Origin of the sequence: Halanaerobium sp. DL-01, from assembly GCF_003338615.1 — a bacterium.
In the GTDB taxonomy this organism is placed as follows: domain Bacteria; phylum Bacillota; class Halanaerobiia; order Halanaerobiales; family Halanaerobiaceae; genus QPJE01.
The window spans coordinates 24,269-38,632 of the sequence record NZ_QPJN01000014.1; the positions used below are offsets into that span (position 1 = coordinate 24,269).

Genomic DNA, 14,364 nt, shown 5'->3' on the forward strand with positions numbered 1-14,364 from the left:
CACCTAATTATCAAAAATAATTTTATATAATGACTCAAGATCAATATGTTTTCTAAATTCTGATGCCAGATAGTTATAATTGTCTTCTCTGATCTCAGCTGCACTTTTTTCTAGTTCTGAATCTAAACTCAGACCTTTTTTTGTTAAAAGATGATTAATTAATGATTTTCTAAAACAATCATTTTTGAAAATATCATGAATATATGTACCCCAGACATTTCCTCTATCATTTACTGTTCCATCACAAACAGTTTTTTCTGACTTACCTAATTTCTGTCTTTTTAACTTAAATAATGATTTCTGATCAGCAGCTAGTATAGTTTTACCCTGATGAATTTCATAACCACTTAAAACTTTCTTCTGACTATTTTTAAAAAAATTTAGTTTATTTAAACTCTCCACCTTAACCTGTCTCGTTATTTTTTGAGATTCCAGAACAGTACTAATCTTTAGTAGTGAAAGGCCTTTTATATTTTGCCTGGTCCCTTCCAAATTATCCGGATCTGATATTTTTTGACCTAGCATTTGATAGCCCCCACAAATACCGATAATTTCAGTATTTTGGGCTGCCTTTTCAATGATTTTTCCAGAAAGTTTTGATTCATATAAAAATTCTAAGTCACTAATAGTAGTTTTAGAACCAGGCAGTATAATTAAATCAGGATCTCCCAGCTCCATTTCCTTTTTTACATATCTAAGCTGAATATCTTTTGCAGTTTTAAAATAATCAAAATCTGTAAAGTTTGACATCCCTGGATAAGCAATAACTACAATATCAATTTTATAATTCTGATTACCATAAATTTCTTGCTCTAAACTATCTTCTGAAGGTAAATTAAGTTTTTCTAAATATGGCATAACTCCCAATACTTTTTTGCCAGAATGTTTTTCTATCAGCTCTACTCCAGATTTAAAAGCAGCAGGATCACCTCTAAATTTATTGACTATTATTCCCTTAACTCTCTTTCTTTCTTTTTCAGTAAGCAAATCCAGGGTTCCAACAATTGAAGCAAAAACTCCACCTTTATCAATATCTGCAATTAAAATTACAGGTGCATCAGCTATTTCTGCAGCTTTCATATTAACAAGATCTTTATCTCTTAAATTTACTTCAGCAGGATTCCCCCCACCTTCTAAAACTAAAAGATCATAATCCATTTTTAATTCAGCAAGGGCTTCTCTTATAATTTTAAGTAACTTCTCTTTTTGGGAAAAATAATCAGCAGCCTTCATATTTTTAAATACTCTTCCCTTTAAGATTATCTGAGACATATCATCGGCGATAGGCTTCATCAAAATTGGACTCATATTAACTTCTGCTTCTACTTTTGCTGCCTCTGCCTGTACTGTCTGGGCAATTGCAATTTCCTGACCCTCTTTTGTAATATAAGAATTCAAAGACATGTTTTGAGATTTAAAGGGAGCTGTTTTATATCCATCCTGAGCCAGTACTCTGCATAGAGCAGCTGCTAAAATACTTTTGCCGGCATCTGAAGCTGTACCCTGAATCATAACTGAATCTGCCATTTAATCACCTCTACTTAATTTTAATAATTTATTAATATCTATATTTTTTTCAACCATATCTGCTAATCTATCAAGATTATTTTCAATTTCTTTTTGATAGTTATAACTTTTTTGTTCTTCCCCCATAGATTGCTTATTTCCTAATTTATTTAAAAGTGCACTGCGAAAATTATCATTATCAAATAATCCATGCAGATAACTTCCAAAACAATTTCCAGCCTGATTAACTGCACCATCTTTTAAATTTACTTTTATGTTAGATCTCTTTATTATTCTGAATAATTCTTCAGTCCCATTTAAATACTCTGTCTGACCCATATGAATTTCATACCCTAAAAAAAACTCTTGAGGGTTAAATCTAGACATCAAATTTTCAAGCTGCTGAGTTAAATTGATTTTCACTTTTACTTGATGAGTAGTTTTTTTATTTAAAAATACTGTATTAATATCTAGTAATCCAAGTCCATTTATTTTTTTTATATCTCCTTCTGTTCCATATTTATCAATTAGTTTTCGTCCGAGCATTTGGAATCCACCACAAATACCAATTATCATAATTCCGGCTTTATTAGCTTTTTTAATTTCGGCTGCCAATCCGCTTTTCTTTAAAAAATCAAGATCTTTAGTGGTTGTTTTAGTTCCTGGTATAATTATTAAATCAAAATTAAGTAATTCTTGGTTGTTTTTAATATATTCAAGTTTTAGACCAGTTTCCATTTTCAAACTATTAAAATCACTAAAATTTGACATGTGAGGTAATCTTATTACAGCGATTTTTAATTTTTTAGAATTTTCTCCATAATTATTTAAGTTTAAAGAAGCAGAATCTTCTTCTGGTAAATTAAGACTTTTAAGATATGGTAAAACAGACATAACTTCTTTTTCTGTATAATCCTCTAAAAACTTAACTGCAGGTTTTAACAAATTATAATCTCCCCGAAATTTATTGATTATCAATCCTTTTATCAACTTTTTATGGACTGGAGATAAGAGTTTTAAAGTTCCAACTAAAGAAGCAAGACAGCCTCCTTTTTCAATACTGCTGATTAAAAGCACTGGAGAATTATAAATTTCTGCTGTAAACATATTAGCAAAATCAGGTGTAGTTCTATTAATTTCTGCAGGACTTCCTGCTCCCTCAATAATTATCAGCTCATTATCTTTTCTCAATCTTTTTAATGAATCCTTAATTGTGCTCTCATAAATTTCAAGATATTTTTTTTTGTTTTTTTGATAATTAATATTCTTATCCACTTCACCATTAATAACAATTTGGGTCTGGCCGTCTCCCATCGCTTTAACTAAAATTGGCTGCATATCTACAGAGGCTTCTCTAAAAGCAGCTCTCGCCTGTAAAGCTTGCGCTATGCCAATTTCTTTGCCATTTTTCGTTATGTATGAATTAAGAGACATATTCCAGGCCTTAAAAGGTACAGTTTTTATTCCTTTTCTGGCAAAAATCCTGCATAAAGCAGTAACAAAAAGACTTTTACCAGCATCAGAAGAAGTGCCTTGAATCATTAAAGTTCCAGTTTTATTCTTCATTTTTTTAACTCCTTAAAAAGCTATATATAACAAGAAAATCTCAACCTAAAGGTTGAGATTTAAAGTATATAATCATAATTAAAGCTAAATAAATTGATAGTCTGATTAGCTTTAGTAAAAAAACTAATGATTATCCACCTGCAACCTGTTCCCGAGGCCAATTGTAGATTATATAAAAGGCAGGTCTCCTGACTCCTGATTTACATTTTAAATTCTAACCTTCCCTGTAATAACATTACAGGTGGTATAAAAGAATCTAAAGATCAGTTACAGTGGCGGGCCCGTTCAGGATTTTAACCTGATTCCCTATTCTCTTCAGTAATAGCTGAAGCACCTTTTTATATAAATTATTTAATTTTAAAAATAAATATTTAACAATTTATATTATAACTATATAACAATTTAACGTATTTGTAAAATTTAATTATACAATTTAAGTTAAAATTTATATCCATATTATAAAATTTTATATCTGTAAATTTAAGCTTTTTCCAATCCTCAAAACTTATTTTTCTAAATTTTGATTATTTTTCGTTCGTGCTATTAAATATGTAATTTCTTTTTTTATTTCTTCTTTCAAGGCTAGATATTCTGATTTTTTAAGATTGTAATTATCATTTGCTAAAATTTGAGAATCATAATTATCTATAATATCCCTTATTTTAATCAAAAAATCATCAGCAGCAATTTTTCTAAAAATATTTTTTCTGAGTTGATTATTTTCTATATTCTCTACCATATTTCCTCTATTTCCGGACATAATGTCTAAAAGAAGTTGATACTCAATCCCAAACTCAGATTCCATTTTTTTTCTAATATTTTTAGAAAGTGCAGGTAGACTAGAACCAGTAGAAATAGTTAAAAGTAGTTCTCCTCTGTTAACAATTGCTGGTAAAGTAAAATCAGATATTTCAGCATTATCAGCTGTATTGACTAAAATGTTTTTTTTTCTAGCCAGGAAAGCAATCCGTCGATTTAATTCTGAATTATTAGTGGCAGCAAAAACTAAAAATCGTCCATTTAAATCTTCATCTCTAAATTTTCTTTTTAAAAAAATATATTTTTCTGATTCCTGATTTAAATAGGGTAAAAATTCCTGATTAAATTCCGGTGAAGTTATTTTTATCTGGGCTCCGGCCTGCAGGAGCCTCTTGAATTTACGCAGTGCCACTCTGCCCGCTCCTACAATTAAAACTTTTTTATCTCTCAGATTTAAATTGATTGGGTAAAATTTCACATCTTTCCTCCTTCAATTTACAATTAATCTTTTCCACCTACTGCAAAAATAATTTTTGCAGCCTCTAATTGAACTTCTTTAGTTTTTTCATTTTCTACCGCTAATTTTTTAAGACCAACTGTGGGTTGATGTAAAAGCTTATTTAAAAGGCGATGACCCAGCTGTTGAATAATCTCTGAAGCTTCCAGTTCTGAATTTTGCAGCAGATGCAGAGCTCTTTTAACTTCTTTTTCCTTAATACAGCAAGCATTAGCTCTCATTTCTTTAATCAGTGGAACACAGCTCCGCTCAAGCAGCCAGCGCTGAAAATTATATTTTTCTTCTTTTATTATTGCTTCAGCTTTTTCTACTTCATTTTCTCTTAAATCTAAATTTTTATCAATAACATTTTTTAAATCGTCAATATTATATAAATGTACCCCAGGCAGTTCTTCGACATTTTGATCAATATCTCTTGGTAGAGCAATATCAATTAAAAACATTGGTCCATGTTTTTTCTCTACTGTATCTAAAAGATCATCTTTATGAAGTACTGTATGAGGAGCTGCTGTAGAAGCAATTATAATATCAACTTCTTCCACTCTAGCTTTAAATTCTTCCCAGTGAATAGCTTCTCCCCCATATTCAGCTGCTAGTTTTTGTCCATTAGCATAAGTACGATTTGCCACCAGAATTCCTTCTACACCATAATTAAGTAAGTTTTTGAGTGTAAGCTCTGCTGTTTTCCCAGCACCAAGAATCATAATCTTCTCCCCATCAAGATTCCCAAATATATCTCTAGCCAGCTCTACAGCTGCATAACTAACTGATACCGCTCGTTCATTAATTTTAGTCTTAGTTCTTACTAATTTGCCAACTTTAATGGCTTCTAGACATAACTGATTTAAATAGGAATCTGTAAAATTTTCTTCTTTATATTCTTGAAACTGTTTTTTAATCTGAGCTAATATCTGATCTTCTCCTTTAACCAACGAATCAAGACCTGAAGCTACCCGGTATAAATGTTCAACTGCCTGCAGATCATGATAATGATAAAGATAATCATTTAAATCATTTCTCGCGTATTTAAAATATCCTTTTAAAGTTTTTTTGAACAATCGAAAAATATATTTTTCCAAATATTTTCTGAATTCAGCTTCTTTTTCAGAATAAAGATAAATCTCAAAACGATTACAGGTATTTAGAATAAAAAATTCTGCAAAAGTATTATTATCCAATTCTTGTTTTAATTCTTTTTTAATTTTAGATATTTCTTGAGAAAGTCGGTCTCTAATTGATATAGGAGCTGTTTTATGATTAATTCCGAATACTAAAAGCTGCACCAAAAATCCCCTACCTTTTAAAATATTGAAGTGTAAATTTTAGATTTTACTTTATTTTCAATCATTTCAGTTTTAACTATACAATATCATAAATTTTATAATTTTACCAATTTATTATTTTTACCAGTCAATTAACTTAAATACTGGTTTACTCTAAGTGCAGCTTTTGCTCCTTCTGCAGCAGAAATTACTATCTGTTTATCTATAATATTGCTTACATCTCCTGCGGCAAATAATCCTTCAATATTTGTCTCGTTTTTATCATTTATTATTATTTCCTTCTGTTTATTCCTTTCCATTATATCTGGAACAAAATCACTTTTTGCAGAAAGACCAATTTCTATAAACAGACCATCAAGTTCTATTCTTTTTTCTTCACCTGTATTTTTATTTTCCAGAATAACTGCCTCAAGACTATCTTCTCCTATAATTTCTTTAACACTGGTTGAAGTATAAACATCTATTTTATCTGAACTGGCAACTTTCTCCCGAAGTACTTCATCTCCCATTAAATAATCCATAATTTCTACTAAAATAACTTCTGCATCCATTTTTGCAAGGTCCAGGGCTGCTTCAAGTCCTGAATTTCCTCCTCCAACCACTGCTGCCCTTTTGCCTGCATAAAGATATCCATCACAGCTAATGCAGTAGTGAACTCCTTTTCCTTTAAGCACATACTCCTGTTTCATACCGAGATGTCTTTTTTCTGCACCTGATGCTATTATCACTGAACGAGCAATATATTCCTTTTCAGAATCTGTTCTTAAAATATGTTCACCATTCTGACTTTCTATTTTTAGTATTTCTTCTCCAATGACAGCTGTAATATCATAATTGTGAATATGGTCCCAGAAATCCATAATTAAATCATCTCCATTTATCTGTGCTTTGCCCAGATAATTATCGATTTCATTGGTATCTATAACCTGTCCACCGATATCTTTGGATATCAGCAGCAGATCAATACCCTTGCGTGCTGCATAAAGAACTGCATTTAAACCTGCCGGGCCAGCACCAATAATTATTAGATCCCACTTTTTTTGGCTGTAATCTTCACTTTTAACTCCGAGTATATTATCGAGATCACCAGATTTTTCCAGCTTAATAAGATCATCATATCCACCTAGGCACTGTCCATTTATTATTATCTGAGGAACTGTTTTTCTGCCAGTTCTAGTCTTCATTTCTTCAAATTTTTCTTCATTATCGATATTATATTCGATATAATCAAGATTTTTTGATTTTAAAAATGCTTTAGCCTTTTTACAGTATGGACACCATCCTTTAGAATAAACTTCTATTTTTAACTTATCTGTCATTTTAACCACCCCTGTAAATTTTTTATAAGATAGAATGAGCTTTTTCTTTATCCTGAAATTATTATTCTCTATCTTAATCTTTAATCAAAAAAGCTTTCAAGATAGGAATTTACTGTATCATTAATAAATTTAATATTATCTTCATCATTGTCATGTGTTTTCTGCTGTAGAGGTATATAATTATAAACCATGGTGAAAAACCGGTTTAAATCTTCTTCACTTTCATTAATATCAACCTCATATTCTTTTTTTGAGGTTGCAGAGAAAAAGCTGATATATATCATTCATCATAATATATAGTTATATTAATTATAGTTTAAATTCCAAAATAATGTCAAATATTTATTCTGCATTATATAGAATATTTGTATCTTAAGCTCAGTTTTTTAATTTTTTAGACAAAAACAGGCTAATAACTAATAAAATAGTTATCAGCCTGTGTTAATTATTTAAACGATTATTTATTTAATATTTATAATTATAAATAATCCACTTTATTTACTTATCATCTGACCGGCAGTTCTACCATAAACAATTGCATCTGTAATTGCATTACTACCAAGCCTATTAGTACCATGTATTCCACCAGTTACCTCACCAGCTGCATATAGGCCAGGAATAACATTTCCATCTTTATCTAATACCTGAGCATTAGTATTGATCTTAATTCCACCCATTGTATGATGGATAGCAGGTACTGCTTTCAAAATATAAAATGGTGCTTTTTCAATTGGCAGCATATCTCCTCTATTATTAAAATCTTCGTCATAACCCTGTTCAGCAAATTTATTATAACGGGCCACTGTTTTACTGAGCTGTTCAGCGTTTATAGCGAAAATTTCTGCTCCTTCTTTAATATTATCAACTTTTACAAGCAGATTATTTTTTAATAAATAATTCATTTCAGCTTTGTGATTTTCTTCTACTTTACTAATATTCATTATATTCTGATCCCATATCTGATATGCTGCAGAACCTGTCTGAGCAATAATAGATCTGGAAACAATATCTCTGCGTTCCAATTCTTCAACAAAGCGATTACCTTCTTTATTAACAAGTATTGTACTTACAAAACGTGTATCACCAATATAAGAAAGCTGACCAGTTATTGGATTACAGATAGGATATGATTGAATATACTCCATGCCTTCTAGAGCCGCACCAGCATTTTCAGCCATAACAATTCCATCACCTGTAATTCCTTCACCATTAGTACTTAGATAATGTTCGTCATATTCTGGATTAAAACGCTTTCTCATTTCAACATTTGAACCAAATCCACCTGTTGTAAGAATAACACCTTTTTTAGCATGAAAAACTATTTCTTTACCATTTTTTTCTGCTTTTACACCAGTTATTCTATTACCATCTTTTATTAATTCAACAGCTTTTGTTTCAAGTTTAATGGGAATATTTAATTCATCAGCTTTTACCGCAAATTTTTGAATAAGTTCATATCCTGTAGCACCTTCAGGTATAAGACTTCTTTTTGCAGTATGTCCACCAAATAAGAATAGATGATCTTCAAATACTACATTAACATAATCTCTTAACCATTCAGCAGCTTCTGTTGCTTTATAAGCAAGCTTTGTGACAAGTTTGGGATCATTTTTGAAATCTCCACCAGCAAGTGTATCTTTAATATGTCTTGCTTTACTGTCTTCAATTCCTTTTTCTTTCTGTACCCAGTTTTCAGCTGCAGCCATTTCTCCACCAGAAATTTTTGTATTACCTCCAATTGTAGGCATTTTTTCTAAAAGTACAATATCTGCTCCACCATTTCTGGCTTCTACTGCAGCGGCCAGACCTGCACCACCAGCACCTACAATTACTACATCATAACTCTGTTCTAAAGCTTCTTCTCTTTCTTCTGTTTTTTCGGTAGAAGCTACTTCTATACCTTTTGCTTTTTTAACTGCATTTTTAACAGCTTCTATGAGACCTTCACTGGCAAAAGTAGCACCAGAGATAATATCCACAGAAAAACTCTGATTTGCTATGATTTCTGCAGGAATTTCTTCAAAAACTGAATCTGTAATACCATCAGTTTCATCTTCACTTATAATTTCAATACTTTCAATTTCGCTTTCACTTACTTTAACTTTTACTTCAATTTCCCCATTCATTCCCTGTGCTTTTCCATTATATATTCCAGCTTCCATAGTAAGATCTTCTGCTATCACTGCTGAAGTCATACCACCAATGATTAACATAAGAGACATTATAATTACTGCGATTTTCTTCATTTTAATAGTCCTCCTTGATTTTAAATCTTTTAAATTATTTTAGTTATTTACTGTGATATTTTTGTGAAAAATATCACTACATTTAACAAAAAATTGGTCTTTTATTTAATTTTGAACAAGTATGTAATTAGTTATTATTTCTGTTTTTTTCACCTCCTGAAACTATATATTAACGAATTCATCTGTCAAACAGAGCAAGTATAACACAGAATAAAATGCCTGTCAATTTATAGAAAATAGGAGTTTCCCCAAAATTTATTTTCAAGCTGCAAAAAGGGGGCTTTAGTCATCAACGAAATTTTTAGATTTATCTAAAACTCAATTCGGGTGTGAAATAGGGCACACTAATCAATGAGTCCTACTGACTCATGATTAGCTCACTCCATCCTGCAGTTCAACCCTATTTCTTCCTTCATTTCGTTAAGATTCATTGACTAAAAATTTCAATATTCCTGCATCTCCCCTTTTTGCAGCAGTATATAAAAAATGGGGAAAGTCCAGATAGAAAAGTACTAAATAACTTACTTTTAGAAATTTTTAAATTATTTCTTTTTAATATATCTAAATTTTTTATGCAAAAAAGCTGACCACCATTAAATTGATGATCAGCTTTCGGTAACTATATTTTATTTTGATATTCGTACAGCTGGAGATCTGTATAAGATTTTCCCAGCAGATTTTAATATTTTAGTAAATAATATCTCTGCTTTGATATTTAAAAAGCTCATTTACTATCTCCACTTCATTCTGCCGTTATACATTCTAATTTTGGCTATCATTTTTTACTTAGAAACCACTTCTCCAGCAATTCTACCAAAAACTATTGTATCCGGTAGTGCATTACCACCCAGTCTATTTGTTCCATGTATTCCACCTGTTACCTCACCAGCTGCAAATAAACCAGGAATAATATTTCCTTCTGTATCTATTACCTGTGTATCAGAATTAATTTTTACTCCACCCATTGTGTGGTGTGCTGTTGGTACTCTTGGGCTTGCATAAAATGGTGCTTTGTTTAATTTTTTATCAAACAGTGTTTTGCCAAACTCATCTTTTCCAGTTTCCACAGCTTTGTTATACTTCTTGATTGTTTCAACAAAAATATCAGGATCTACATTCATCTTTTCTGCCAGACCTTCAATTGTCATGGCTTTAAGAGTTTTACCCTTTTCTACAAGTTCTTCAATTGATTCATTAAATGAATTCTTTGAACCAGCCGGCATGGAGTGAGCATCACACACTACATACATAAAACTGTCAGTTTGATTGATAAGTGCATTTGTCATTACATCTCTTCTTTCAGCTTCACTTACAAATCTTTTACCTTCTTTGTTAACAAAAATGTAGTTTTCAACACTCATACCTGCCCATCCTGTAAGTGAACCTGTTTCTGGATCACCTAACGGCAAACTCTGGATATATTCCATCCCCACTAAATCAGCACCGATTTCTTCGGCCATAATGATTCCATCACCTGTAGCTCCTGGATGATTTGTTGTCATAGTATTTTCGTCAAGTCCCGGATTATATTTTTTTCTCATTTCTACATTTGCGGCAAATCCACCTGCTGCCAGAACAACACCTTTACTTGCTTTGAGTTCAAAACTACCGTCTTCAGTACTGGCTTTAACTCCAACTACTCTTCCTTCTTCTTTAATAAGTTTTTCTGCTTTTGTATTAAGTAAAATTTCCACTCCGTTTTTCTCTGCCTGAGCTTTCAAAGTATTTATATAACCCGTTCCAACTGGTGCAATGGGAGCATGACTTCTGGGCCAGAGTGCACCAAGCACAGTAAATACCTCATCTTTAAATTTCATGCCCATACTTTCCAGCCACCTTAATCCATTATATGAATTGTTAACTAATGTATAAATCAATTTAATCTTACCTTTTTTATCTCCACCAGTATATGTATGGTAAAAATGTCTCGGCACAGAATCTTCTATACCCTGCTTTTTCTGTCTTTTTGGATCTACAGCATTATATGCTCCTCCGGATCTAATTGAATTACCACCAAGCATCGGCATTTTTTCTAGCAGAATTACCTCTGCACCATTGTTACTCGCGGATACTGCAGCAGCTAGACCTGCATTTCCACCACCGATAACAACCACCTCAGTAGATCTATCTTCTGTTTTTTTAGCAGCTTCTTTTTCTATTTCCTTATTTTTTAGAAAATCAATATCTGCACCTGCTTTTTCCAGTGCATTTACAACTGCAGCCATCAGACCTTCACTGGCAAATGTTGCACCAGAAACCCCATCTACAGCTAATGATTGATATGCTACAATGTTCTGTGGAATTTTTTCAAACACAGCATCTGTCAGACCATCAGTTTCATTCTCTAAAACTACTTCAATATCAGTAATTTCATTTTCACTAACAGTAACACTAACCTCTATTGTACCATTCATACCTTCACCACTGCCGCTGTAAGTGCCCGGTTCCATGCTTAGCTCTGCTGCAAAAACAGAAGTACCTGCCAGAGATAAAACAAGCATTAATGAAATTAAAATAATAGATAATTTTTTCATTATTTTACTTTTCCTTCCTGTTAAAAATATCAGATCAACTTAACCGCTTTTAATCATTTTAGTCTTTAGTTTATCTGCTTAATAAAATCGTTTTTTAATTATTCTGTTAAATAAGATTGATATTTTAATTAGTTTAATAATTCTGATTTTTAATCTTTTTAACCTTTTTGCCCTATAAATCAAGTTTTTAATCCTTTTGTTAAACAAAATTATAAGATGTGAAAAATATAACTAAGATAAACAAAAAATATACTGCCTTATTTGCTAATAAAAAAACACTCGAAAACTTCCTTATTTATCAATCAAATCGGAAATCAACACTGCTTTACCTCTGCAGATCACCTCCAAATTAATGTTATTGAATTAATTCATTGAACATATTCAGTATATCACAATGTGCTGCTACTGTCAAAAAACTCTTCATTTAAATAAAGCAGATTCTGCAGTTATTCTGTTCAAACGAAGAGCTTCTTAATTAGAGATCAAAAAATTATTTAACTGTATTTTAGCCGTTTAAATATATTTATTAATCTTATCTTCTCTTCCCATATATATCTAATGAAATTTTATAATACATCTGCTTTTTGGTTTAAAATATATCCAATCCTACTTTCTATAAAAATTAATATTCAGATAAATTTCCCAAAAATCAAGCAAGAATATATAGAAATTCTTTCAGGAAAGACTTTACAGAGAAACTATACAGAAAGATAATCATAGACACTGTCTATAAACGGCTCTGCATATTCCACAATATTATAGCTGCCGTCATTAAGTGCCCAGTCAAAAACTACACCTCTCATTACTACAAAGGAAAATCTGACAGCTTCTTTAGGACTCATTCTGTCAGATATTTGTTTTTTCTGCTGTCCTTCTGCTATAATTTCTTCCAAAATTGTCTGCATAGCCCTACCCTCTTTAACAAAAAGCTTATTGTCAGGTATATAGAGATGTTTTATCATATCAATACCGTCATCTTCGACAAATTTAATATAATAAAAAAGGTATTCCTTCACCTTTTCAAGATAATTATCTGATTTAAGATTTTCGCAAACTGTATTTTCAAAATAATTATCGGCTTTTTTGTAAATTTCGAATAAAATATCCTGTTTTGTCTTATAATAATAATAAAAAGTCCCTACAGAAACATCGGATTTATCACAAATTTCACTTACAGATATATTTTCAAAACCTTTGTTTCTAATCAATTTGATAGCATTTTTATAAATTTTTTCTTTTGTTAACTTAGCCTGCAGATCTCTGCTGGTTGACATTTAAATCATCCTTTATAAATTCAAGCTTTCCAAAAAAGTTTTTATTACACTTGCTCCTCCGATATATGTTCCAATTACACTGCCCAGGTTGGCAAGTACAACAATAAGCAGAACTTTTGTAACTTTATTGGCCCAAATTTCTTTAACACTTATTCCTTTAGACAATTCCTGAAAATCACGCACCTTAGGTTTCCTAACATATGCCTCAACAATTCCTGCAAACCAGCCGGCAGCCAGTGTTGGATTAAGAGAGCTTAAGGGGGCAACTAAAAAAGCAGTTAATACAGTCAAAATATGACCTCTCCCCAGCAGCACACCAAGAGCGGATAGGGATCCATTCCAGATAAACCAGGCTTTGGTTACTTCAATCCCGGTCCTGAAATTATTAATAAATGTAGAGATTATAATAAATCCAATAAGCAGAGGTATACCCCAGGAAAATATTTTTCCCCAATTTTTTTTTGGAGGCAGTTTGTTCAGCCTATCAAGATCCTGTTCTTTATAAATTTCTTTTTGTATACCCGGAACATGTGCAGCCCCTAAAACAGCCACAATTTTATCACCGGGAGCATTTTTTATTTTATTTGCCAGATACTGATCTCTCTCATCAAGCAGATAATGCTTTATTCCCGGAAAGGAGGACGCCATCTCCTCAAGCAGTATATTTAGCGAATCACTGGATTTCATCTCCTCCATCTCTTTTTCTGTTATTTCTTCATCAAAAAAGATCATAGAAACTATCTGCATTATCAGCTTGAGCTTTTCTATAAAACCCAGTCCCCGCCATACTCTCTTAAATGTAATCTGTATATTTCTATCGGCCAGTACCAGTTCAGCTCCAATCTCTTCAGCTGACTTTATACCCTGCATCATCTCCTGACCGGCATTGATCCCCATCTTTTCTGCCATACGGCTCTGAAAAGAACTGATTATTAAATTAACCAAAAGCAGGAGGGATTTTTTCTCCTTAATCACCTGAAATATATCCATCTCATTCCAGCGGTTTTCATCCTTAATGGAGTTATAGCGCTGTTTGTCAAGTTCGACACAAACACTATCAGGTTGTTCAGCATCTATTACTTCTTTTACCTGTTCGGCGCTTTTTTTAGAAATATGTGCTGTAGGTATTAATATAATTTCTTTCCCTTCATATTCCAGCCTAACTATATTCTGATCGTTCATTACAACAGCCCCTTCTATAATAATACTTCTTTTATCTGATAGTATTTATTATATCATTAGTGTATTTTTTCTCCAAATTATTATAAAATAGTTGTTCCATTTTTGATTATGCTACAAAATAGGAGATGCAGGAATATTGAAATTTTTAGTATATAAATCTTGACAGAATGGCGAGAAA

10 protein-coding genes and 1 riboswitch are annotated in these 14,364 nt (G+C 31.7%); all 10 genes read right to left on the minus strand.

Going from position 1 to position 14,364, the window contains the following annotated elements; all coding sequences use genetic code 11:
* Positions 1–3: 3 nt before the first annotated feature.
* The 10 genes from DER71_RS06385 to DER71_RS06430 all read right to left on the minus strand — a co-directional run bounded on the left by DER71_RS06385 (position 4) and on the right by DER71_RS06430 (position 14,186).
* Entirely contained in the window at positions 4–1,527 is a 1,524-nt protein-coding gene (locus DER71_RS06385) for a cobyric acid synthase (protein ID WP_114474432.1), read from the minus strand.
* Entirely contained in the window at positions 1,528–3,072 is a 1,545-nt protein-coding gene (locus DER71_RS06390) for a cobyric acid synthase (RefSeq protein ID WP_114474433.1), read from the minus strand.
* Positions 3,073–3,232: 160 nt separating this feature from the next.
* A riboswitch (cobalamin riboswitch) is annotated at positions 3,233–3,425 on the minus strand.
* A 152-nt stretch (positions 3,426–3,577) separates the two neighbouring features.
* Entirely contained in the window at positions 3,578–4,309 is a 732-nt protein-coding gene (locus tag DER71_RS06395) for a bifunctional precorrin-2 dehydrogenase/sirohydrochlorin ferrochelatase (RefSeq protein ID WP_114474434.1), read from the minus strand.
* A 23-nt stretch (positions 4,310–4,332) separates the two neighbouring features.
* A complete protein-coding gene (gene hemA, locus DER71_RS06400) occupies positions 4,333–5,631 on the minus strand; it encodes a glutamyl-tRNA reductase (protein WP_158531795.1) in 1,299 nt (432 codons plus the stop codon).
* Positions 5,632–5,762: 131 nt separating this feature from the next.
* Entirely contained in the window at positions 5,763–6,950 is a 1,188-nt protein-coding gene (locus tag DER71_RS06405) for an FAD-dependent oxidoreductase (protein WP_114457180.1), read from the minus strand.
* An 80-nt stretch (positions 6,951–7,030) separates the two neighbouring features.
* Positions 7,031–7,234, minus strand: coding sequence for a hypothetical protein (locus DER71_RS11935; protein ID WP_114457179.1), 204 nt, complete (start codon positions 7,232–7,234; stop codon positions 7,031–7,033).
* Between the two features lie 210 nt (positions 7,235–7,444).
* Positions 7,445–9,196: a flavocytochrome c gene (locus DER71_RS06415; RefSeq protein ID WP_114457178.1), complete on the minus strand. Its 1,752-nt coding sequence runs from the start codon at positions 9,194–9,196 to the stop codon at positions 7,445–7,447.
* 782 nt (positions 9,197–9,978) lie between these two features.
* Positions 9,979–11,730 carry a flavocytochrome c gene (locus tag DER71_RS06420; RefSeq protein WP_114474436.1) on the minus strand — a complete coding sequence of 584 codons (1,752 nt, stop codon included), beginning with the start codon at positions 11,728–11,730 and terminating at the stop codon, positions 9,979–9,981.
* 698 nt (positions 11,731–12,428) lie between these two features.
* Positions 12,429–13,004 carry a TetR/AcrR family transcriptional regulator gene (locus DER71_RS06425; protein WP_114474437.1) on the minus strand — a complete coding sequence of 192 codons (576 nt, stop codon included), beginning with the start codon at positions 13,002–13,004 and terminating at the stop codon, positions 12,429–12,431.
* A 12-nt stretch (positions 13,005–13,016) separates the two neighbouring features.
* Positions 13,017–14,186, minus strand: coding sequence for a TraB/GumN family protein (locus DER71_RS06430; RefSeq protein WP_114458718.1), 1,170 nt, complete (start codon positions 14,184–14,186; stop codon positions 13,017–13,019).
* Positions 14,187–14,364 lie beyond the last annotated feature (178 nt).